The 22290-nt window shown below is 51.0% G+C and carries 18 protein-coding genes; 6 read left to right on the forward strand and 12 right to left on the reverse strand.

The genetic code is table 11. The features are described 5' to 3' along the window. Positions 1-239: 239 nt before the first annotated feature. The gene (locus CWC33_RS02990) at positions 240-1631 is read left to right on the forward strand and encodes an MBL fold metallo-hydrolase RNA specificity domain-containing protein (RefSeq protein WP_100690722.1); all 1392 of its coding nucleotides are present in this window, start codon (positions 240-242) and stop codon (positions 1629-1631) included. Between the two features lie 117 nt (positions 1632-1748). On the opposite strand, the gene CWC33_RS02995 is transcribed toward CWC33_RS02990, so the two are convergent. The 5 genes from CWC33_RS02995 to CWC33_RS03015 all read right to left on the reverse strand — a co-directional run bounded on the left by CWC33_RS02995 (position 1749) and on the right by CWC33_RS03015 (position 7356). Then, on the reverse strand, positions 1749-3029 hold the full coding sequence (locus CWC33_RS02995) for a HipA domain-containing protein (RefSeq protein WP_100690723.1): 1281 nt from the start codon (positions 3027-3029) through the stop codon (positions 1749-1751). Further along, a complete protein-coding gene (locus CWC33_RS03000; protein ID WP_100690724.1) occupies positions 3022-3291 on the reverse strand; it encodes a Cro/Cl family transcriptional regulator in 270 nt (89 codons plus the stop codon). The genes CWC33_RS02995 and CWC33_RS03000 overlap by 8 nt, the downstream gene beginning before the upstream one ends. A 275-nt stretch (positions 3292-3566) precedes the next feature. Beyond that, entirely contained in the window at positions 3567-3788 is a 222-nt protein-coding gene (locus CWC33_RS03005; RefSeq protein WP_100690725.1) for a hypothetical protein, read from the reverse strand. Beyond that, positions 3770-6025 (reverse strand): putative inorganic carbon transporter subunit DabA, encoded by a 2256-nt coding sequence (locus CWC33_RS03010; RefSeq protein ID WP_100690726.1) that lies wholly within the window; start codon positions 6023-6025, stop codon positions 3770-3772. The genes CWC33_RS03005 and CWC33_RS03010 overlap by 19 nt, the downstream gene beginning before the upstream one ends. Continuing rightward, positions 6022-7356 (reverse strand): NADH-quinone oxidoreductase subunit L, encoded by a 1335-nt coding sequence (locus CWC33_RS03015; protein ID WP_100692260.1) that lies wholly within the window; start codon positions 7354-7356, stop codon positions 6022-6024. The genes CWC33_RS03010 and CWC33_RS03015 overlap by 4 nt, the downstream gene beginning before the upstream one ends. A 267-nt stretch (positions 7357-7623) precedes the next feature. Here CWC33_RS03015 and CWC33_RS03020 point away from each other — a divergent pair, with 267 nt between their 5' ends. From CWC33_RS03020 to CWC33_RS03030, 3 genes are all read left to right on the forward strand, one after another. After that, positions 7624-8490 (forward strand): LysR family transcriptional regulator, encoded by an 867-nt coding sequence (locus CWC33_RS03020; protein ID WP_100690727.1) that lies wholly within the window; start codon positions 7624-7626, stop codon positions 8488-8490. 184 nt (positions 8491-8674) lie between these two features. Continuing rightward, positions 8675-9001 (forward strand): type II toxin-antitoxin system RelE/ParE family toxin, encoded by a 327-nt coding sequence (locus CWC33_RS03025; RefSeq protein ID WP_100690728.1) that lies wholly within the window; start codon positions 8675-8677, stop codon positions 8999-9001. Beyond that, a complete protein-coding gene (locus CWC33_RS03030) occupies positions 8976-9257 on the forward strand; it encodes an addiction module antidote protein (protein ID WP_100690729.1) in 282 nt (93 codons plus the stop codon). The genes CWC33_RS03025 and CWC33_RS03030 overlap by 26 nt, the downstream gene beginning before the upstream one ends. A gap of 138 nt (positions 9258-9395) precedes the next feature. Here CWC33_RS03030 and purL read toward each other — a convergent pair whose 3' ends face one another. The 3 genes from purL to CWC33_RS03040 form a co-directional block, all read right to left on the reverse strand. Then, positions 9396-13283: a phosphoribosylformylglycinamidine synthase gene (gene purL, locus CWC33_RS03035; protein WP_100690730.1), complete on the reverse strand. Its 3888-nt coding sequence runs from the start codon at positions 13281-13283 to the stop codon at positions 9396-9398. 218 nt (positions 13284-13501) lie between these two features. Then, positions 13502-13639: a hypothetical protein gene (locus tag CWC33_RS12640; protein ID WP_157776081.1), complete on the reverse strand. Its 138-nt coding sequence runs from the start codon at positions 13637-13639 to the stop codon at positions 13502-13504. A gap of 70 nt (positions 13640-13709) precedes the next feature. Then, positions 13710-14162 (reverse strand): RDD family protein, encoded by a 453-nt coding sequence (locus CWC33_RS03040; protein ID WP_088768809.1) that lies wholly within the window; start codon positions 14160-14162, stop codon positions 13710-13712. A gap of 120 nt (positions 14163-14282) precedes the next feature. Between CWC33_RS03040 and rfaH the strand changes: the two genes are divergently transcribed. Continuing rightward, positions 14283-14780 (forward strand): transcription/translation regulatory transformer protein RfaH, encoded by a 498-nt coding sequence (gene rfaH, locus CWC33_RS03045; RefSeq protein ID WP_100690731.1) that lies wholly within the window; start codon positions 14283-14285, stop codon positions 14778-14780. A 111-nt stretch (positions 14781-14891) separates the two neighbouring features. Here the strand turns inward: rfaH and CWC33_RS03050 are convergent, their stop codons facing one another. The 3 genes from CWC33_RS03050 to CWC33_RS03060 form a co-directional block, all read right to left on the reverse strand. After that, a complete protein-coding gene (locus CWC33_RS03050) occupies positions 14892-17459 on the reverse strand; it encodes a zinc-dependent metalloprotease family protein (protein WP_100690732.1) in 2568 nt (855 codons plus the stop codon). Between the two features lie 148 nt (positions 17460-17607). Further along, positions 17608-18975 (reverse strand): membrane-bound lytic murein transglycosylase MltF, encoded by a 1368-nt coding sequence (gene mltF / locus CWC33_RS03055; RefSeq protein ID WP_100690733.1) that lies wholly within the window; start codon positions 18973-18975, stop codon positions 17608-17610. Position 18976: 1 nt separating this feature from the next. Further along, a complete protein-coding gene (locus tag CWC33_RS03060) occupies positions 18977-20287 on the reverse strand; it encodes an amidohydrolase (protein ID WP_100692261.1) in 1311 nt (436 codons plus the stop codon). Positions 20288-20408: 121 nt separating this feature from the next. Between CWC33_RS03060 and tadA the strand changes: the two genes are divergently transcribed. After that, positions 20409-20864, forward strand: coding sequence for a tRNA adenosine(34) deaminase TadA (gene tadA / locus CWC33_RS03065; protein WP_232709831.1), 456 nt, complete (start codon positions 20409-20411; stop codon positions 20862-20864). 1 nt (position 20865) lies between these two features. On the opposite strand, the gene CWC33_RS03070 is transcribed toward tadA, so the two are convergent. Continuing rightward, positions 20866-22254 carry a Na+/H+ antiporter NhaC family protein gene (locus CWC33_RS03070; protein ID WP_100690735.1) on the reverse strand — a complete coding sequence of 463 codons (1389 nt, stop codon included), beginning with the start codon at positions 22252-22254 and terminating at the stop codon, positions 20866-20868. Positions 22255-22290 lie beyond the last annotated feature (36 nt).

The following is a 22290-nucleotide window of genomic DNA, read 5'->3' on the forward strand; positions in this document are numbered from 1 at the left end:
GTATTATTCTGAATTTTGATCAAGCAAGTATGATACCGCATGCAGCCCTTTTCCTACAAAGGCTTTATTGTTAGTAATTGATGATATTTTAAGCGGTTAGTTCCTTCCAATTGCCTAATATCACCCTTTTGTCCGATAGCGCTTTTTTATCAATTTATGTAGCCTGACGTTATTACGTCAGGATAGTTCTCACCTGATGCAATAGCATCAGGCTACAAAACAGCAAAAGGAACCTACACATGGATGTTATTCATCACGGCGCGTTTGAAGGCGTTACGGGCTCTTGCCACGAACTGTTGTTAGACAGTGACCACTCGCTTTTAATTGACTGCGGGTTGTTCCAGGGGGCGGAAACCTCGGGTTCCGGCGCGGACGCCAATACGCAGGAAATTGACTTCGATATTAGCAAGGTGCAGGCGTTGGTGGTGACCCACTGTCACATTGACCACGTAGGCCGCATTCCCTGGTTGCTTATTGCGGGATTTTCCGGCCCTATTTACTGCACGAAAGCTACCGCGCATTTGTTGCCGCTGGTTATTGAAGACGCGTTAAAAGTAGGCCTAACCCGCAACGCCGATATTATTGATGCCGTGATAACTCGCCTGCAGCGCCAGCTACAACCGGTGGAGTACGATAGCTGGCTGGAGCTGCCTGCTGACTTTGCGACTGAGCGCTTTAAGCTGCGCTTTCGTCAGGCAGGCCATATTCTGGGGTCGTCTTATGTAGAAATTGAGAATGTGAATACTCACTACCGTGTGGTGTTCTCGGGTGACTTAGGTTGTAAAAATACGCCGCTGTTGCCCGACCCTACCCCGCTGGAACGCGTTGATTTTCTGTTGCTGGAAAGCACCTACGGCGACAAGAACCACGAGTCACGCCTTGACCGCGAACAGCGCCTGAAGTCGGTGATTGAACGTTGTGTGGAGAACAAAGGTACTATTTTAATTCCTGCGTTTAGTATTGGCCGTACGCAAGAGCTTTTGTACGAATTAGAAGACATTATTCATAAAGCTCGGGCTAAGGAAGCGGAGACTGGCGTGGCGGACCCCGTATGGCACAAAATGACGGTGATTTTAGATTCCCCACTGGCCGCACAATTTACTAAACAGTACCGGACCATGAAGTCGTTTTGGGACGAAGAGGCATTGGCACGGGTAGAAGAAGACCGACACCCGCTGAATTTCGACCGCCTAATGACAGTAGACGACCACAGTGACCATGAGCGCGTGGTGAATTATTTAAAAAGCAGCGGTGACCCCTGCATTGTCATTGCTGCAAGCGGTATGTGTACCGGCGGACGTATGTTGAATTACTTAAAAGCCTTGCTTCCGGACTCACGCACCGATGTGTTGTTTGTAGGCTACCAGGCCGCCGGAACCCCGGGGCGCGATATACAAACCTACGGCCCACGCGGTGGCTATGTCGATTTAGACCACGAACGAGTCTGGATTAAAGCGGGCATTTATACTTTAGGTGGTTATTCCGCTCACGCCGACCAGCAAGAGCTTTTAGACTTTATTGACGCCACCGAAGAGCCGGTGAAGCGCATACGCTTAATTCATGGCGAGCCAGACGCCCGGTCGGCGTTGGCCGCGAAAATTCGTGAGCGATATGGGGTGGTTGTTGATTGATAGATGTACGTAAGGTGCATGTAGCGTGATGCTATTGCATCAGGTGAGGTCTGGCCCTGACGTAAATAACGTCAGGCTACGGGTGCATGTAGTCAGGTTACATCGGGACAAGTCAGGCTACATTAACTGATTGGCAAACTCCCCAATACAGCGGTATCGGATATTGCGCAACAGCTGCAATTCGCCTGCTTTTGACTCAAAATTGGGCTGTTGCTCAAGCTCGGTGATGAGTTTGTCGGCTTCTTGCTGAATGCTTTTGCACAGCCGCTCTATTTCTCGCTCTGCGACGGGCTTGTTAAGCCCTAAGCCTTCTGCGAAGGTCAAAACAGATTGTCGTGTCACCTGCCCAAAATGATTTGCGTCGCCAATAGGTTGCGACAACTCTTCGTTGACATGATCTCTTGCGTCAGCGTATACCGCTGTAGAGAGCAAATCATAATGAGGCATTAACTGACAGTCATTTACGCTGTAGCGAAACGTTAAATTTTTGAGATGCGCATCGCCATTGCCCACAAGAAAATTAAACAGCGCCCAACGAAACAGTCGAAAAGCCGTTTGTGCTGGTGCCCGAGTCATATCGACCAAGCGTTTTAACGCTGTTACGTTGCTTGCACGATATTTCGCAGATGCTGAAATATCCAGCATTTGGCAGCCATCAAGAACGTGTAAACGCTGGGTATTTGGGTAAGTGCCTGCGCGATCAAAACGCTCAACGATGTATATGGGTTCTGGCACGTAATCTATAGAAACTTTAGGCACAATTAACTGGCACCGATGCGCCAACGTCATCACGAAATATTCGTTACGAACGGTAAACCAGTAAAATTCGGGTTGGGTATGCTCTGGTTTTAAAATGTGGGTAGAAGGTGTTTCTCCGCTGGGCTCGAATCGGCCCTCTTCGTTAATAACCAACAACATTTTGTGCTGAGCACCGGCCAGCGACATCCGCTTGCGCTGTTTGCTATTCATTTGCCCTTTCGGAAGCTTATGAATGCGGCTGCTGATGTCACCATCGGTTATCGGGAACAGGTCACCCGATGGCAATGTCTCGCCGGGCTTCAATAATGTAATAGCTCCGGCAGACTCTGCACCTATCGCTTCTAACAGTGCAAAAGCATCTTCTTTATCTAAGTCGTAGTCTTTTGCCAGAACCTCCCGAGCTTTCTCTTCTGGCAGAAGGTTGTCAAAAAACCACTGTACGGGACGTTGCGTTCCGGTATCTATGTGCTCTTTTTGGTTTAGGCTTAGCGAAGGCGTTAAAGGAGAACTTTTGGGATCTTGCAGCCAACTTTGCGCGTATTCGAAAACCCAAAGCCCGTTGTGCTCTTTTAACTGACCAACAGGCTTGTCGTTAATGTAAACGTCGAGTTGTCGCTCTTCGACAAGTGAATTATTCATGACTGAGGCGTCCGGTTAATTCGGTGAGCTTGTCACTTGAAGCGCTGTCAGGAATGTCTAAGTAGACTTTTATGCCAAGCGCATTCAGTACATTTAGGGCTTTTTCCAGTTGCACTGTTGGCTTGCCATTTTCGAATTGACTCACAAAATTAATGCCACAGCCTGCAAAAGCGCCAGCTGTTGTCTGATCCAGCTCTTGTTGCTGCCGCACGATTTTTGCAATGCGCCCGATGGTTTTTGTGTCTTTTGCTTCCAGCAGCATGGCTGCTCCTTTTCTGGACCGCACCTGACGTAATAACGTCAGGCTACATGCACCGCGCAACCCGATACGACAACCTTGTAGCCTGATGCTATTGCATCAGGTGAGATATTGAATTCACTTGATTGAGTGAATATAGAAGAAAAAAATGATAATATCAATATATTTCACACGATAGAGTGAATATTATAGAAAAGCCAGTTTTTAAAAATTAATTTCACTTGAACGAATGAATATTTGAACCTGACGTAAGTAACGTCAGGCTACATATAGACACGTCAGGCTACCGAGATGTCCACTGGGTCTTTTAAAAACGGGTTGCCATGACTCCGAAGGCTGGCTCTTAAGTCTTCTTCGGAGTTGAGGCCGGTGTCGGTGCGCCCATCTTGGTAATGCACAGCAAAGGGCTGATTGAATGGCCTTGTACGCACAACGTCGTATAGCTCTTTCATTGTGCAGCAGGTAACCGCTTGGGCGGTATTCACTTGGTTACTGGACATAGCTCACCTCGTTCATCGAGTCGATACAGGTTTATCCAGTCGTGCTGGAACAGATGGTTGAAGTCTTCGGCGCTTGCCAACGCCTTTTGAATGATATCTTCGCTGGCTTCGACAATGACTTGCAGTCGCATAGGGCGATGCACAAAGTCTTTGCCGTCATGAACAGACTGCCAGGCAAGCCCTTGCCTTAAGTCACCACCATTGCCTTCAAACACGCCTATGTCATTGGCAACGCGGTTATGAAGCAGTTTGTTGCCGCTGCCTAATTGTTTAGGGTCGGTGACTGAGCAGTAGTATTGCCAGTTTATCCAGTTCGCGACCAAACCCGGCGCACTGAACAGCTGAGTTAACAACGCGCCGTTGGGATCGTTCTCGCTGTAATAGTCGTGCAGGAAGCGACTACCGATGGTATTGGCAGACGAAAGCCGTCCGGCACGCCCGAAAAACAAGGTATTGTTGTCGGCCAGGCCCCACTCCGGACGCAGTTCAGCCCAGTGGCTGGATCGTTTTTTACGCGCTTTCTCGGAGGCCTCAGCATTCGCTGCAAGCGATTCACTGGCGTGCGCAAATACTTGTTTCACCTCTCCGGGCACAGCCTCCGACAGCCAAACAATGTTGTCAGTAACGGTTTCGTGCAAAGCAGAATAAAAACGCGTTTTCGATGGAATATCGAAGCCTCGCTCGCTCAAGTGTTCACGGATGTCTGCGTTGTTGAGTAGCCGCGCCAACACCCTTGCACTTAGCGCGCCAGTCTGACCACCGCAGGCTCCACAGTTAAGCCCGGCGCGTTGCGCATTATTACTATGGTGCGAACCATGCCCAACCAGCAGGACATGCCGTCCAAAGCTCTGAAACTGCATACCGGCCAGCGCCTGTTCGCACACGGCCACCAATGCTTCTGTTGAGACTTCACCCTCTTCATTGCAGATGGTTGCATGGGTATGTTCAGCGGCTCGGTCAATTCTACCGGGTATGCCAGCCAGCAGAGATTTCAGCTTGCTTAACCCCAGTGCTTCCACACCACTGAACATGGAAACCGGCGTGTTGAACAAGTTGGTCAGCAGTGACATCGTCGTTTGTTTTTGCTCAGGGGCTTTAATGTAATACGACGGTTGCAACAAGCCGGGCACATGCGGCGTTTTACCTGTTCGCTGTTTGACCCCTAACGGCACCCCGAAAAAGCCGGCAAAGCCTTTGGTCTGAACTCGTTTGCCTATCGCTTGGCCCGCTTTTTCCAACGCTCTACGGTATCGCTCGGAGCGCACGTCAATACAAAACACCGCTTGTATGTCCGGACTTTTTGACGGTTGCTCGGCGGTTGAGTCAGTAAACTGAAGACGCGCCACTTGCGAACGTTCATAAGCGGTTTGCCATTTCCACAGCAACTCGTTGTACTGCTGCGCATAGCCAACCCAACCAAAGCAATGGTCGAGCTGTTCATTGAAGCTGGCTTTCAGTTGTTCGTGAACGGAGGTATTGGTTCGCTCGGCTAAGTGCCACAGCAGGTACTCCCATGCCAGACGAATGCACAAGAGTTCAAACACCCATTGGCTGTCCTGCCGCGCATCCTGATACGCGAGCGCCGCCGCCCAGCCCCATAAGTCACTGATCAGTGCCTGGCAATAGCACTGCAGCGCATCGTCTGAGGCGTCGGTCATAAAGCTGGCCTGACAAACTTTAATGAGTTCGTGCGGATCTTCAGGCAGCTCTGCGAAAAGCTCGTTTAGGTCGCCTTCATCCATTAATGTTTCGATACCGCGGTCGGCCCGTGAAATGGTTAGCCAATGGCTGTATAACGAACTGTCACTGCCCTCTTCCTGAAAGCGTTTAGGAAACTGCATAAACAGGCCGCAGGTTTGGCTAATTTGCAGCACGACTTCCTCGTTCCAGCGCATTTTGCGACTGCGTTGCTGATACTTGTCGACCAAGCGACTCAGGTTTTGCCACTGCGGTATTGGCGTAATAATACTGACACGCTGCTGCAACTGCTCGACCATTTTGTCGGTGACATGCTGCTTGTCGATGTCGTTTTGTTGCCACTTTTGCCAGTAGAAGTCCGGATTCATGAGCAGCTGACTGCCCGCGCTGTAGCGCCAATGCGCCGCAACGTCTTCCACCGGCTTATTGCGATATTGCCAGAATGGATTCACGGCTATCCACTGAGATAATGGCCACTGCGGGGCAACCGACTGGCTCACTTGCTCAGCGATAGACACAAAACGACTGACGGAAATCATGATAAGCCCTCTTTTTGACTGCGGCGCTGGTAATACTCAATGGGGTGGCTTGGCCATAACCAGAGCACAAAGCGGGTCAGCCATTCGTCCAGGTACAACCCTGCGTTTAAGGTGATAAACCAACGTTGGCTAAGGCTGTGCGACGGCGTGTGGTGCACTAACCAGTAGGTAAAGGCAAAGGCATTGAACAGCAGTGCGATGAGCGGCTCCAACCAGGGGTGCGTCAGCTGTTGTGGCTCTATAGCCTGTTGCGCCAGTGCTCCCAGTGCAAGGTAAACAGCGATAGTAAGCACTGACACACCGACTCGTAACAGCGGTTGGTAAAGGTTCATCCATATGGTGGTAAGCGCCATCGCCAGCAGCGCTGACGGTAACCATTTCGGGTCATTCAGCCACCACCAGCAGGCGGCAGCAACAATAGCCTGAAAGGCGATGAATATGACACCAACACGCCACAGTGAGCGGGCTTGCGGTTGCCTGATAATAGCGACCTCGCTAACCGACAGAAACGCGTGGGCTTTATAAACCGAGTGCGCGACTAAGTGCAGTAAGGCTAAGTCGTAATAGCCCAGACCTATTTCCAAGAGCATCAGCCCCATTTGTGCGCAGGTCGACCAGGCGAGGCGGACTTTTATGCTGATGCGGGTCGCCATAATGAGTGCCGCGAAACAGCAAGAGGCGGCGGACACTAAGCAGAGTAACCAGACAGCGACGGTGCTGTTGCCCCAGATAGGTGTGGTGGCGAGTAGCAGAAAGCCGCCTAAATTAATGATGCCCGCGTGCAGCAAGGCGGATACCGGTGTTGGCGCTTCGACGACCTGAATCAGCCAGCCGTGCAAAGGTAACTGAGCACACTTTATTAGAGCCGCCATGACCAGACAGAGCGCGGCGACGTGTTGAATCAGTGACGGCGTTGCATTGGTTGCGGTATTGGCTGCGGTGACGCTTTGTAAGATAGTGTCGAGCTGTAAGCTGCCGGTGTGCAGGTACATGAGCAAAAGTGCGGTACCGAGGAAAGTTTCCGAGCAGCGCGCCAGAATGAATTTTTTATGGGCAGCGAGCACGGCGCGATCACGCTCCGGGTAGAACATGAGCAGGCTGTGCAGTTGCAGGCTTATTGCCATCCAGGCGGCAAAAAAAACAATGATGTTGTTACTGACAATGAGTATGAGAACGGCGGTCAGGCAGCCAATCAGTTTGGTGATAAATGAGCGACGACGCGGATCCAGCCGGAAGTTGGTTCGGGCGTAGTTGGTGACCACGAAGGCCAAAACGACGACCAATGCCAGTAACACCGGGCGTATACCTGAAAATGTGAGCCATTCTGTCAATAACACGTCGTTGGTACCTCGTTTGGAGGGTTTTATGTTGACGCGAATTATGGATGTTTTGTTGATGTTAAGTAAAATAGATATATATTATGTTTTCGTTCTATTTTTATTAACAGTTATAACCTGATGCACCGCTTTTGTAGCCTGATGCTATTGCATCAGGTGCGATCTCTCCGGCGGCAAATTGTGCGAAAATAATTGCGCGATGGCCGCGGAGGCGGCATCTCACCTGACGTAATAACGTCAGGCTACGCGATAGAGGACAACATGAATTACAAACATCTGTTTTATTTTTGGCATGTGGCGGAAAATGGCCACTTAACGCAAACGGCGCAGAAGCTGCATGTGTCGCAATCGGCGTTGTCGGCGCAGATTAAACAACTGGAAGAATGGTTTGGTACCCCGTTGTTTGAGCGCCAGGGGCGTCAGCTTGTGCTGACCGAAGCCGGTTATATTGCACGCCAATACGCCAGCCGAATTTTTCACGAAGGTGAAAGCCTGGTGAATCAGTTGAAGCATGGTCAAACCGGTGACGACGTGGTGATTCGTATTGGTCATGCCTCAACTATGTCACGCAACTTTGTCGAGGCCTTTATTAATGACTTGGTGCACCAGCAGAAGGTGAATTATCGACTGCACTCAATGACGCCCGACCAGTTGTTTAATGAATTGGCGAATCATCAAATTGATATTGCGCTGGCAAATACCAACGTACGCGGCAGTGACAAGCAACTTTGGCAAAGCCGTTTGCTGGCTAGGCAGCCGGTGTCGGTGATTGGACCCGTTGGGCGTGATATTGAGCGGTTAACCTCTGAGGCATTGGTGGGGCAAAATTGGGTATTGCCCCCGGAAAATATGCCGCTTCGATCCGCCTTTGATATGCTCAGCGCCGAATACAACTGGCAGCCTAGGGTATTGGCCGAAGCCGACGACATGGCCATGCTGCGTCTGCTTGCCCGTGACACCGGCGCATTGGCCGTCATTCCCGACGTTGTTGTGCGTGACGAGCTGACCGGCGGCCAGCTCAAACGCTACCTGACATTACCTAACGTCTTCGAGCACTTCTACGCCATTACCCTAAAACGTCCCTTCGAACACCCCATGGTCGCCCAACTACTGCAACGATTCGGGTGATAATACCCGAATCGATGCAAGATGCTGTCGGCACCGCTCCTGACGTAAATAACGTCAGGCTACATGCGTGTAGGTCGTAGCCTGATAAAGCCCCCATGTAGCCTGATGCTATTGCATCAGGTGCGATCTGTCCGACGGTGAATTATGCCCGAATAAACTTGCTAAATGTAATTTATAAACTACAATGACTTTATCTGTATATGAGAGCTATAAGTTTGAGCGTTGGTTGTCAGGTATTAAAGACTCGAAGATAAAAGGCCGTATAATTTCTCGAATTAACAGGCTAATTCAAGGCATGCCTGGTGATGTGAAACCTATCGGGCATGGTCTCAGTGAGCTTCGCTTACATTTTGGTTCTGGATATCGAGTTTACTTATATGAGGATCAGGGCGTACTTATTCTTCTGTTGGCCGGAGGAGATAAGAACAGTCAAAAGCGAGACATTCAAGTGGCTCATCGCCTTTATGAAAAATGGAGTAAAGAGCATGGCAACAACTTTCAAAAAATTTGATGCGCACTCACATTTAAAAGACGCAGACTCTGTTGCCGCTTTTGTCGCTGATGCGCTGGAAACAGAAGATGCGGCTTATATTGCTAATGCGTTAGGTATTGCAGCCCGAGCGGAAGGTATGGCGGAACTGGCCAGAAAAACGGGCTTATCCCGAGAGCAGCTATACCGTTCGTTTAGTAAAAAAGGGAACCCGACACTTAAGAGTGTGTTAGCAGTTACTAAAGCGCTAGGCATTAAAATAACTGCTGTGACCTGATCGTGCTGAGTAGCCTGATGCTATTGCATCAGGTTCGCTCTTTCCTTCGATAAATTATGTGCAAATAGATATGCGGTAGTAAAACCGTCGACACCTCACCTGACGTAATAACGTCAGGCTACATTATGGTGTGTCAGGTTATCCGAGGTGTTTGCGGGCGTTGCGGAACATGCGCATCCATGGGCTGTCTTCGCCCCATTCGTCTGGGTGCCAGCTGTTGGCAACGGTGCGGAAAACGCGTTCCGGGTGCGGCATCATGGCGGTGACGCGGCCATCTTCGCTGGTCACAGCAGTGATACCTTGCGGCGAGCCGTTCGGGTTCGCCGGGTACTGCTCGGCCACTTCGCCCCAGTTGTCGATGTAACGCAGTGCGACCTGAGCGTTCTGCTCTAACTGGCTTTGTTGCTGTGCGTTAGCAAACTCCGCGCGGCCTTCGCCGTGTGATACGGCAATTGGCATACGCGAGCCTGCCATGTCTCCTAAGAAAACCGACGCAGACTTTTGCACTTCCACCAGGCTGAAGCGGGCTTCAAAGCGCTCGCTGCGGTTGGTGACAAAACGCGGCCAGTGGTCGGTACCCGGAATCAGCGATTTTAACGTCGACAACATTTGGCAACCGTTGCACACGCCCAGCGCCAACGTATCATCGCGATTAAAGAAGGCTTCAAATTGTTCGCGCGCGCGGTCATTAAACAGAATGGACTTAGCCCAGCCTTCGCCGGCGCCCAGCACGTCACCGTACGAGAATCCGCCACAGGCTGCCAGTGCCTGCATGTCTTCCAACGATACACGTCCGGCTAAAATGTCACTCATGTGTACGTCAACCGCTTCGAAGCCGGCACGGTCGAATGCCGCCGCCATTTCATAGTGCGAGTTCACGCCCTGCTCACGCAAGATCGCCACTTTCGGTGAAACACCTTTAGCAATATAAGGCGCCGCAATATCTTCTGCCGGATCAAAGGTTAAGTCCGCTTGTAAGCCCGGGTTATCGGCACGTTGTTTCAAGCGGAATTCTTCGTCAGCACACACTGGGTTGTCGCGCAGGCTCTGCATTTGATGCGTTGTTTCGGCCCATACCGTACGCCAGTGCGTACGACTTTGAGCCAATACGTTTTTGCCTTCCCGGGTAAAGACAATAGCGTCTTCATTGGTTGGCTCACCAATGCGCTTTACGCAGTCGCTTAAACCGGCTGACGCGTATGCATCCATGACGTTTTGATACTGCTCGTCGCTCACCTGAATAACCGCGCCCAATTCTTCATTGAACAGTGCCGCCAGGTTATTTTCGCCAAGCTCATCTAACGCGACATTCACACCGCAGTTACCAGCAAAAGCCATTTCCGCCACGGTGCCGAACAAACCGCCGTCGGAACGGTCATGGTAAGCCAGCAACCGCCCTTCAGTGACCAGTTGCTGCGTGGTATTGAAAAACGCTTTGAATACGTTGGTGTCGTCGAGATCCGGCGTTTCTTTACCCAGCTGCTGATACACTTGCGCCAGCGCAGAGCCGCCCAAACGGTTCTTGCCCTGACCTAAGTCAATAAGTACCAGATGCGACTGTCCTTTGTCGGTGCGCAACTGCGGCGTCAATGTCGCCCGAATGTCATTCACGCGACCAAAGGCCGTGATAATTAAGCTTAACGGTGCAGTGACTGCTTTGTCTTCGCCATCGTCCTGCCACTGGGTTTTCATCGACATTGAGTCTTTACCCACCGGAATGGTGATGCCCAGTTCCGGACATAACTCTTCACCCACCGCTTTCACGGCTTCGTATAGGCCCGCGTCTTCGCCCGGGTGGCCGGCGGCTGACATCCAGTTCGCCGACAATTTAATGCGTTTTAAGTCGCCAATATCAGCGGCGGCAATGTTGGTTAATGACTCGGCGACAGCCATGCGTGCCGATGCGCCAAAGTTCAATAAAGCCAGCGGTGTACGCTCGCCCATGGCCATGGCTTCACCGTGATAGCTGTCATAACTGGCGGCGGTTACCGCAACGTCTGCGACCGGAATTTGCCACGGGCCAACCATTTGGTCGCGCGCCACCAGACCGGTAACACTGCGGTCACCAATGGTAATCAGGAAGGTTTTCTCGGCGATAGCCGGTAAGCGCAATAAGCGGTCTGCAGCGTCATTAATATCGACACCTTCTAAGTGCAAATCGACACCGCTTGCTTGCTTGGTTTCAACATCACGGTGCATTTTCGGCGGCTTGCCAAGCAGAATATCCAACGATAGGTCGATAGGCTGATTAGAGAACTTAGCGTCGTTCAGCAATACCGTCAGCTCTTCGGTGGCTTCACCAATGACGGCGTACTCGGCACGTTCGCGTTCGCAAATCGCTTCAAAACGCGCCAGGTTTTCCGGTGCGATGGCAATAACGTAGCGCTCTTGCGACTCGTTACACCAAATTTCCAGTGGCGTCATGCCCGGCTCGTCGTTCGGAATGTCACGCAGCTCGAACTTACCACCGCGCCCGCCGTCGCTGACCAGTTCCGGCATGGCATTCGACAAACCGCCGGCGCCCACGTCATGAATGAAAGCAATCGGGTTTTCAGCGCCCAGCTGCCAGCAGCGGTCAATCACTTCCTGACAACGGCGTTCCATTTCCGGGTTTTCACGTTGTACAGAAGCAAAGTCTAAGTCTTCAGTCGATTCACCCGACGCCATGGAGGATGCCGCGCCGCCGCCCAAGCCAATGTTCATTGCCGGACCACCTAACACGACTAACTTAGCGCCAACCGGGATGTCCCCTTTTTGGACATGCGCTTCGCGAATGTTACCCATACCTCCGGCTATCATAATCGGCTTGTGATACCCGCGTGTTTCAAGGCCGTTATGGCTGTCGACGGTTTGCTCGTAGGTACGGAAATACCCCGTCAGCGCCGGACGACCAAATTCGTTATTAAAAGCAGCGCCGCCTAATGGGCCTTCCAGCATAATGTCCAGTGCTGACACAATGCGCGCTGGCTTGCCGTAGTTTTCTTCCCACGGTTGCCTGAACCCCGGAATGTTCAGGTTCGAGACACTAAAGCCCACCAAACCGGCTTTCGGTTTTGAGCCCACGCCTGTGGCGCCTTCATCACGAATTTCACCGCCGGAGCCAGTTGCGGCACCCGGGTATGGCGAAATCGCGGTTGGGTGGTTGTGCGTTTCTACTTTCATAAGAATATGCACAGGCTCGTGATGGTAGCCATAGCTCATGCTGTCCGGCTGCGGGTAAAAGCGCCCGGCTTCGTGGCCCTCCATAACGGCGGCGTTGTCTTTGTACGCAGAAAGCACGTAGTCTGGCGTGGTTTCGAAGGTGTTTTTAATCATTTTGAACAGCGACTTAGGCTGCTCTTTACCGTCAATAGTCCAGTCGGCGTTGAAGATTTTATGGCGGCAGTGCTCAGAGTTGGCCTGAGCGAACATATAGAGTTCGATGTCGTTCGGATTACGTTCAAGCTTCTGGAAGTTTTCGACAAGGTAGTCAATTTCATCGTCGGCCAGCGCCAGACCTAAATTGATATTTGCTTGCGCCAACGCCTCGCGCCCGCCCGCTAAGATATCAACAGACGACAATGGCTGAGGCTCCTGTGTACTGAACAACTGGCGCGCGTCGTCCATGTCGTACAGGACACTTTCGGTCATGCGATCGTGCAATAACGCAGCAGCTTGTTTCAGTTCTTCAGCAGACAAGTCGCCTTTTAAGTAATACGCGGTGCCACGCTCCACTCTGTGGATGTTTTTTAAACCACAGTTGTGCGCAATATCGGTCGCTTTCGATGCCCAGGGAGAAATGGTGCCAATACGTGGAGTGACTAAAATGAGCGCGCCTTCTGGCTCATGAGCGGGCAATTCCGGGCCGTATTTCAATAATTGCACCAATACTGAACGATGTTCGTCGGTCAGCTCATTGTGCAAATCTACGAAATGCTGGTACTCGGCATAAAGTTCGTTAACCGGCAAGCCGGCTTGTTTCAGTTGCTCGAGTTGCTTCGTTGTTTTAAAGGCTGATAAGGCTGGTGCACCGCGGTAGATTTCCACAAGCAAGGTCTCCAAAGCTGGGCGATTTTTGCTGGCGGATTATACAGTACCCCGAAGGTATTGGAAAGGCAGTTGGTCGTAGCTAGATGCTGACAATTGACCGTAGCCTGATGCTATTTCATCAGGTGAGATTTAGCTAACTGCACCGCCGGAACAGTTGGGTGATGAAGGTTTAATGTGGGTAGTTGCGGCATCGCACCTGACGTAATAACGTCAGGCTACTCGACTTTAGGTGTGCCTTCTTTCTGGACTAAGCGAAACCACTTTTCGCGGCGTTCAATAATGCGCTGACGGCGCTTGCGGATAACGGCACGGCGGCGGGAGTTATTTTCTCGTCTGAGGCGGTTGGCTCGCATAGACTTAGGCCTTTATTACGTTGAAAGACCTTTTCAGCTTACCTTGCCGCCCCAGTTTTTTGCAATGATTTTATGCCGACGGCTTTTTGATGACTAAAGTGCCGGCCATAATGTCATGTAAACCCTGCTTTTTCTCGGTGAAGGCTATCATGATAAAACCAACCATGAGGAGAAGCGCTGACACAATTTTACCCCAGTAACGACCATTGGCACGGCCAAAGCCGATTTGCTGACCGTTCATGTCGGTGACCTGCAGACCCAGAATTTTCTTGCCTGGTGTTGCCATCCAGCCAGAGATTTCAAAAATGGTGAAATACAACCACTGACCAACGATACCGATAACGTAACCGATACCACCGGCGACCATTTCAATATCACCCATTGGTGAACCCGCAGCGCCCATAAATATACCGACGAAAATGCCGATAATGACACCGATAATGGTTAAGCCCAATTGCGTGATAATAGTGTCGATAATAGCTGCCGCTAAACGTAGCCAAAAACCACCGTGATTAAATTCCATTTGTTGCTCCGTATTGTTAATTTTGCGTTAAGATGCCTTGAGTAAACGCTCAAGTCAATACGCTTGCGTCGTATAGATTAATATGGAAAGATCCGCCGCCAATAAAGGAAAGGATGTGTTATGAGCCAGCTCGACAGTGACGTTTGGTACGTTATTCGCACGAAGCCTAAGCAGGAAGAGCGTGCCGCATTAAACCTGGAAAACCAAGGGTTTGAGGTGTTTGCGCCCAAGTTAACGGTGAAAAAACTTCGTCGCGGCGTTCGTACGTCAGTTGTTGAGCCCATGTTTCCGAATTACTTGTTTGTAAAGCTGGACGATATCATTGAGCAGTTTTACAAAATACGCAGTACCTATGGTGTGGCTGGCGTTCTCAGGTTTGGTAACAACATTCCCAAAATTCCACAACAGTGGGTCGACGAAATGAAAGGCGTTGACGAGCTGACCGATGAACAAGCCCCGAAAGTGGGTGATAGCGTCGAAATTCAGCAAGGTCCGTTCCGTGGATTCCTTGCTAAAATTGTTCAGCTTGACGGCGAGTCACGATGCTTCGTGATGCTCGAGTGGATGCAAAAAGAAGTGAAAGCCAACTTCAGTTACAAAGAGCTGCAGTTTAAGTAGCCTGATGCTATTGCATCAGGTGCGGTTTTGTCATTTCCCACTTTGTTTAAATAATACGGAGGTGCGTTTTAGACATCGTACCTGACGTAATAACGTCAGGCTACGGTAGCATCAGCGTTTGCAACGTCGCACTAACCACGCGACTGGCACCAATAACAATAGCCAGGCTGCATTACCGCCGCTACTGCCTGACGCAGCTTCAGTGACAGTAAAACGGACCGCTGCGGTCTCGCTGTTACCCTCGATGTCGCTTGCGGTCAGGCGGTATTCGTACTCACCGGTAGACAGGCTGCCTAATGACGCAGTGGCCGTATCACCCTCATAATTGACGTTGGACACACGGGTTTCGCTGCCGTCACTATTCAACCGAACGACCTCGATGCTGGACGTATCTAAGTTGCCGTCAGCGTCGGTCACCATTGCGGTTAATGACACGCTCTGCCCTGCTATTGTATTACTAGCCCGAAAGCTTCGTATGGTCGGCGCAATAGCGCGAGGCTCTACCGTGAGAGACACATTAATGCTGGCACTGCCGTCACTGAAGTTGATTTGCAGTGGCACAGACAGCGCATCGTCCACGGGCGGTGTCTCACCCGTTAGCTGAATGCGCCGCTCACCTTCAACGGCCGATTCAACTTCTGTCGCGCTGAAGTTTTCAATAAGCCCCTCAACATCGTTAACAGTAATGGCAACATCCGTCGGCACGTTATACACGCTGATAGCCGAATCCAGCGTCATGACCTCTCCAACGCGCTCTCCCTGGCTGATAAATGCCTGGGCAGCGCCGCCTGTCATGGAGTCCGGGTCTACCCACAAACCACTGGACACTGAAAACTCCGCAGCATTGGTATTTACCACTTTTAGCGGCAAGTGATACGGGTTATGAACATTATCTTTGTTCAGCCCCGCACTAATGTCGGCCAATGACTGCTTGAGGGTTATTGTCATTGTTCGGGTAGTGCCTGAGCCGGCTACTTCCCAACTGAACCACTCAGCGGCATTGTCGATACCAATTTGCTGACTGACGTCAGTGCCACTAGCGGTTACCGGAAGCGCTAGCTGAATAGCGGCGTTGTCGGTGTTTTCATCCGAGAGTTCAATTGTTACCTGAGATTGATCACCGGCTTCCACCAAACTGACGACGTTGTTGTCGAGTAAGAGGTAGTTTGCAGCGGCGTCGGTATAGTCTCCACTAAAGCTTGCGTTGCTGACAAAGCGCCAGCGGGCGGTGTTAGGGTTAACCTGTTCAACGGCAATAACGCACAGGTTGTCATAACCACCGTCAGCTAGAGTTTCAGCCCCATTGGTGTTAATGGCCTGATTAGACGCCGTATCAAGAAGTTGTTGCTGAAATAACCCTGCAATCTCTTCACACGCATTGGAATAAATCGCATAGTTGTCCGCACCTTCAACTCTCGGCCAGGTCAGCGTTACCTCATCATTCCCTGAACGCGTGACTTGCATGCCCGCCACATTTGTTCTTGAGCTGTTATTCGACCAAATAATGCTGCTACGCTGTGCGGCCAAACTGGCATTGGCGGCGTCAATTTCGGACGCGGCTTTGCCTAACGGTAAACCATAGTTGCTGTCGACAATGTCAGGGCTTGAGAATGCGGCTTCGCTTGAACAGTCGCCGGTGCTAAATTCGCTGCGACAAACCGAACCATATGACATGGTTGTGTAGAAACGACCTTCGCCTTCAATATAGCCGTAAGGAATATGGAAGTCTTCCTGCTCTCCTTCACCGCCGCTTGAATTATCAGCGAGGGTATAGCGATCATGACGTAAACCAAAATTATGCCCGACTTCGTGCGCAACCGTACCGTTCCCCATGCACTCTATAGCCGTATAGCCGGCGTTTGAGCCACCACTGACATAATTCACTTGATTGTCACTGGTATTAAACTCGGAGGCTCTAAACGCAATACCGCATAGGTCAGGGTTTTCAGCCCCAACAAAATGCACCACGTCGGCTTTGTAACGATCCACCAGTCGTATTACTCGCTGATCGTTTATAAGCTCATCCAGTATGGTATCCGGGTTCTCATTGGGAAAGTCGGTTGTGCTTTCTGGTCTGAAAGGCTCTACGCCGGCTATGGTCATGGTGACGGGTAAGCTTGAGCGTTGAAAAATCGCATTGCTGGTATCGACTGCACCTTGAATAGCAAGCTCCAAGTCGTACCCATTGTCGTCGGCATAACCCAACAATCGATCATCGTAGATAAATAAAACATCCAACGAATTATCGAATAACTGAACCTCGTCTGCCGGGGCCGCCGCTTTATTGGCTAAATACGCTTTCTGAGGCAGCGCCCGCGCATTCACAGCGGTTGTTGTCGTACGCTCTGTTTTGGGTTGCTTCGGTTCTGCGGGCGATGAATTGGTGTTTTCAATGACCGTTTTGCCGTTAACCACGCGGATGGTTACCGAGCCGACCTGCGGATGAGTGATTGAAATGAGCTGGTTGTCACCGCGTCGGTGTATAAAGCCGAGGTGTTGAGTATCGCCGCTGGCCATTTCAAAAGTCAGGCGGTAGCTGTTTTGCGAAGAAAGCCGCTCTGCGAGGGTCGCTTCAATGAATTCGCCATTGACGTCGAGTTGAATCGTTTCTCCCAGGCTTTGCGCCCAGGTCAACATTGGAGTCAGAGCGACGATTGTCGCAGCAGCTATTTTTTTCATTTTATTTGACCTATTTGAAATCGGTAACATTACACCTTGTAGCCTGATGCTATTGCATCAGGTGCGATCTCTCCGACGGCAAATTACGTGTAAATAATTACGCGGTGGTGCCGTAAGTCAACACCGCACCTGACGTAATAACGTCAGGCTACAGCCTACCCTGCTCATCGAGGTATTTCAGGGTGTCGTAAAAACGGCGGATGTTACCGACGTAGGTTACGGGCTCATCACCACGGGCGAAGCCAAAGCGGGTTTGCCGATAAAACTGTTTCTGGCGCAACAACGGCAGGCGCTTTTTCACGTCCACCCAACGGTCCGGATTACCACCCTGCTTTTCTGTCAAAATACGGGCGTCTTCCAGGTGTCCAAAACCAATATTATAGGCGGCTAGAGCAAACCAGGTGCGATCTGGCTGAGGGATACGATCGGGTATTCGTTCCAACATGCGCTCTAAATAACGCGCGCCACCACGAATGCTTTGCTCTGCGTTCAAACGGCTTTTTACGCCCATGGCTTTGGCTGTGGGTAGTGTCAGCATCATCATGCCCCGCACGCCGGTAGGTGACACTGCCCTTGGGTTCCACAGCGACTCCTGATAAGAAATTGCCGCCAACAACCGCCAGTCTAGAGTGCCTGAGTGCTCTTGAAATAACTCTTTGTATTTGGGCAGTATGTTATCCACCGCCTCAATGAACAAACTGGTGGTCACGTAGTTAAACTGCTTAACATGACCAAAATGCTGTTCTTTTATATGCGCTAGCCGGCCACTACTACGAATTTCCCCAAAGTACTCAATAACAGCGGCGTACAGTGAGTCATCACTGCTCTGTGGCAGTGCCCAACCAATGTCCTGCTCATGTTTAACCGTAAAGGCGACACTCAAGTCAGGGTGAAAGCGGCGCTGAATATCCAACGCTGTGCTGTCCGTAATGGTGTAATCAATTTCTTCATTGATAACCATGCGCAGCAACTCGACCGCATCATGGTCGGTGGTGGCACGCCACTTTAGGGTAGGAATGCTGTTGCCCAGGCTTTTTAGAAATTCATGGTGCGAACTGCCCTCGACCACAACAATTTCACCGTCGGTAATTTGCTGCAAGTCTCTGGGGCGTTGCCGGGAGCCCTGCTTAAACACGACCTTTTGGCTGATCACATCATAGGGCGGGCTGAAACGAAACAGCTGCGCACGCGTGGACGTTCGGTCAATGCCAGCTGCGACAATGTCCACTTCACCCCGGCGCAACATAGTGAATAAATCATTCACATCGAAGCGCGGCACCATTTCCAGCTCCACCCCAAGCCGGTCGGCAAAGCGCTTTGCCAAGTCATACTCGAAACCCTGCTCACGGTCGTGGTCAAAATAGTAACTGGTGGGGTTCATTAGCGTACCCACCCGAAGCACTTGTCGTTCCTGCACAACAGTCATGGCGTTCGGTCGGGTTTGAGGGGTACAGGCCGTCAGCGTCGTGACGGCCAAAAACAAGGTAACTAAAAAATAAACAACAGACTTCGGCATATTAGAGTGATTCCAGCGCCCAATTCACATACAGCTCGGTGCCGGTTTTCAGTGCGTCTTCGTCCGCATAGAAGTAAGGCGAGTGGTTGCTCGGCTCTTTGCTCATGTCACGCTCAGGTGGAGTAACCCCCAAAAAGACAAACATACCCGGTACTTCCAGTGCATAGTAGGAGAAGTCTTCTGCGCCTGTCACCAGAGGCACTTCCTTCACTTTGTCAGCACCGGCAATGGCTTTTGTTATTGGTAACATTTGCTCGACCAGTTCCGGATCGTTCTTCGTGACCGGATAGCCTAAGTCAACGTGTACATGCGCTTCAGCACCATTGGCCTCTGCTGTTTTCTCTGCGGTATGCTTTAACTTCGCATGAATGTCTCGGCGAATGTCCATATCAAAGTTGCGAATGGTGCCAATAAGGGTAACATCGTCCGGAATGATATTATTGCGCACGCCACCCTCGACAATCCCAAACGACAGCACCGCGGGCGCTTTAGTGATATTGGTTTGGCGACTAATAATGGTTTGTGCGTTATTAATAATTTGCGCAGAGGTAACGATTGGGTCTACGCCACCCCACGGAGTTGAACCGTGCGTTTGTTTCCCTTTAACTGTAATTTCAAATTGGTCAGACGATGCCATCAGTGGACCTTTGCGGTAGCCAACATGGCCTGTCGGGAAACCGGCCCAAACGTGAATACCGAATACTTTCTCAGGCTTATTCTCGGCAATAAGATCACCAAACAGGCCTTCTTTTAGCATCAGTTCCGCACCACCTTCTTCACCTTCTGGCGCGCCCTCTTCGGCCGGCTGAAAGATAAACATAACGTTACCGGCCAACTGGTCTTTCATCTCTGCCAGCTTTGTTGCGGCGCCCATGAGCATAGCTACATGAGTGTCGTGGCCACAAGCGTGCATGACGCCCACTTCATTACCCCGGTATTCCGACGTTACGGTCGACTTGAAGGGGACATCGGTTTTTTCCGTTACCGGCAAGGCGTCCATATCAGCACGAAGTGCAATGGTCGGTCCCGATTTACTCCCCTTTAACAACCCAACAACGCCAGTATGAGCAACGCCTGTCGCAACCTCCATGCCGAGCGAGCGCAGGTGCTTTTCGACCATTTTAGCGGTTTCAAACTCTCGGTTACTCAACTCCGGGTTCGCATGAATGTGACGACGCCATTCAATGACTTGCTGCTCGAGGTCATTGCTGACGGTAATTGGCGACTGCTGCGCCATGGCTTGACCCGGCAATGACAGTGCCCCCAACGTGGCGCTACTGACCAACAATAAACTGATAGCAAGCTTTTTCATAATGCTCTCCTGTGCCTCAAGTTGCCTCAAGTTGCCTTCGGTAAACCCGGGCGGATGGTTGTTCTGGTACTGGGTAATATCCTGCGCTAAAATCGCCGCCATGACAACCGATGAAATTTACATGCGACGAGCGCTCGAGCTTGCCGAAAAAGCCCAACAAGCGGACGAAGTGCCGGTTGGCGCGGTATTAGTGCTAAACGACACGATTGTTGGCGAAGGCTACAATCAAGTCATTAGCTTATCCGACCCGTCAGCTCATGCGGAAGCACAAGCCATTCGTGCCGCTGGGCAGGCTATTGAAAACTATCGGTTAGTCGACTCCACCTTGTACGTCACGCTAGAGCCTTGTGCAATGTGCGCCGGGCTTATTACTCACGCCCGGGTTAAGCGCTTAGTGTTTGGCGCCAGCGACCCGCGAACGGGCGCGACGGGCACCGCTATTGAGGTGTTGAACCATGCCTCAATGAATCACAAAGTGGACATTGAAGGCGGCGTATTAGCGGACGAGTGTGGCGACATTCTGCGCCGTTTTTTCCGCGCACGTCGCAAATCTGCCGCCAAACCGTCCAATTCTTAAATTACATCAACAGCCCCGTGACGGCGTACGCCAAGGTTGCGCCTACCCCCGCCAATAATGCGTACGGCAGTTGTGTTCTAACATGGTCAATATGCTCGACCCCTGATGCCATAGACGCAATAATGGTGGTGTCTGATATAGGCGATGCGTGGTCTCCGAAAATACCGCCGGAAATGGCAGCCGCAATAAACGGTGCGGGCGGCAAACCGAGCGTCATCGCCAGAGGGATAGCCAACGGCAACATAATAGCAAACGTGCCCCAGCTTGAACCGATAGAAAAACCGGTAATCGCCGACAATACAAAAATAAGCGGCAAGAGCATCCACAGTGACACCGAACCGTCGAGCACCGATGCCAGGAACTGACCCGTACCTAAGTCTCGTGTCAGTCCGCCAAGCGCGATTGATAGCCATAAAATAACCGCCAGCGGCAGTATATTCCACGCCCCTTTGAGAAGGTACTCAGCAATGTCTTTTAAATTCACCGGTTGCGTCAGCAGTGTGCCAATACTCGCTATGCCGAGTGCAATGTAGATGGCAATGAAGACACTCAACGTGCCGTCACCTTCAACCAGGACGCCGTCCCCGGTCACCAGCAACATAACCGGCACCATAACCACTAACGAAATAAGGCTGGTCAGCACCACCGCCGTTCCTTTACCAAAGCTGACGTTTTCATCGGGGCCATCACCCCAGGTGTTTTTCGAGACTTGATCGGGCACCGCATTTTTCTCAAAGGTTTTCATTGGCCCGATATTCCAGTCGAACAGAGCGACAAAAAGCGCCAGCAAAACCGCAAATATGGCGTAGAAATTAAAGGCAATAGACTGAATGAACACCATTAACGGTTGCTCAACACCCTGCTTTGAAATCAGCGTTAAGTTAAATGCGCCCCAGGCATTGAGTGGAATAAGAATACAAATGGCCGCGCAGGTCGAGTCAACAATATAGGCAAGTTTCTCGCGAGAAATTCCCAGTCGATCATAAATAGGTCGGGAGGTAGTACCTGAAATCATAATGGTGACGTTAGACTCAATAAACACAATAACGCCAAGTACCCAGGTCATAAAACGTGCCCGACGCTTGCTTTCTATCCATTGCTTGCGCTCGAGTTTGAGGACGAATTGTTTAAAAGTACCGCCCTTTTCCAAAACACCAAATAACGCACCAATACCCAGCGTGAAAAACCACACCAGCATATTGCCGGGGTCTACGAGGGTTTCCCAGGTGCTGTCGAGCGTGCCATAGGCAATGCTTTCCGGGGCCGGCCAAAACAACAGAACATTCGCCAGAATGATGCCGCCAATAAGGGCTAACAACACTTTTCGGGTAATAATGGCAAAGATGATTGCCAGTAAGGAAGGTAAAAGGCTCGTCCAGCTCAGTTCCATTTGGATACGTTAGGTTGTGTTTGATACTGGGAGGTT

The organism is Idiomarina sp. X4 (assembly GCF_002808045.1).
Classification (GTDB): domain Bacteria; phylum Pseudomonadota; class Gammaproteobacteria; order Enterobacterales; family Alteromonadaceae; genus Idiomarina.

Bases quoted from the DNA above. Each gene is read 5' to 3' on its own strand.
- CWC33_RS03060 (WP_100692261.1), bottom strand. From the start codon at position 20,287: ATGAAAAAGCTTGCTATCAGTTTATTGTTGGTCAGTAGCGCCACGTTG.
- CWC33_RS03030 (WP_100690729.1), top strand. From the start codon at position 8,976: ATGGCAACAACTTTCAAAAAATTTGATGCGCACTCACATTTAAAAGAC.
- CWC33_RS03050 (WP_100690732.1), bottom strand. From the start codon at position 17,459: ATGAAAAAAATAGCTGCTGCGACAATCGTCGCTCTGACTCCAATGTTG.
- CWC33_RS12640 (WP_157776081.1), bottom strand. From the start codon at position 13,639: ATGCGAGCCAACCGCCTCAGACGAGAAAATAACTCCCGCCGCCGTGCC.
- CWC33_RS03010 (WP_100690726.1), bottom strand. From the start codon at position 6,025: ATGATTTCCGTCAGTCGTTTTGTGTCTATCGCTGAGCAAGTGAGCCAG.
- CWC33_RS03000 (WP_100690724.1), bottom strand. From the start codon at position 3,291: ATGCTGCTGGAAGCAAAAGACACAAAAACCATCGGGCGCATTGCAAAA.
- CWC33_RS03040 (WP_088768809.1), bottom strand. From the start codon at position 14,162: ATGGAATTTAATCACGGTGGTTTTTGGCTACGTTTAGCGGCAGCTATT.
- CWC33_RS02990 (WP_100690722.1), top strand. From the start codon at position 240: ATGGATGTTATTCATCACGGCGCGTTTGAAGGCGTTACGGGCTCTTGC.
- CWC33_RS03070 (WP_100690735.1), bottom strand. From the start codon at position 22,254: ATGGAACTGAGCTGGACGAGCCTTTTACCTTCCTTACTGGCAATCATC.
- rfaH (WP_100690731.1), top strand. From the start codon at position 14,283: ATGAGCCAGCTCGACAGTGACGTTTGGTACGTTATTCGCACGAAGCCT.
- CWC33_RS03020 (WP_100690727.1), top strand. From the start codon at position 7,624: ATGAATTACAAACATCTGTTTTATTTTTGGCATGTGGCGGAAAATGGC.
- CWC33_RS02995 (WP_100690723.1), bottom strand. From the start codon at position 3,029: ATGAATAATTCACTTGTCGAAGAGCGACAACTCGACGTTTACATTAAC.
- CWC33_RS03005 (WP_100690725.1), bottom strand. From the start codon at position 3,788: ATGTCCAGTAACCAAGTGAATACCGCCCAAGCGGTTACCTGCTGCACA.
- mltF (WP_100690733.1), bottom strand. From the start codon at position 18,975: ATGCCGAAGTCTGTTGTTTATTTTTTAGTTACCTTGTTTTTGGCCGTC.
- tadA (WP_232709831.1), top strand. From the start codon at position 20,409: ATGCGACGAGCGCTCGAGCTTGCCGAAAAAGCCCAACAAGCGGACGAA.
- CWC33_RS03025 (WP_100690728.1), top strand. From the start codon at position 8,675: ATGACTTTATCTGTATATGAGAGCTATAAGTTTGAGCGTTGGTTGTCA.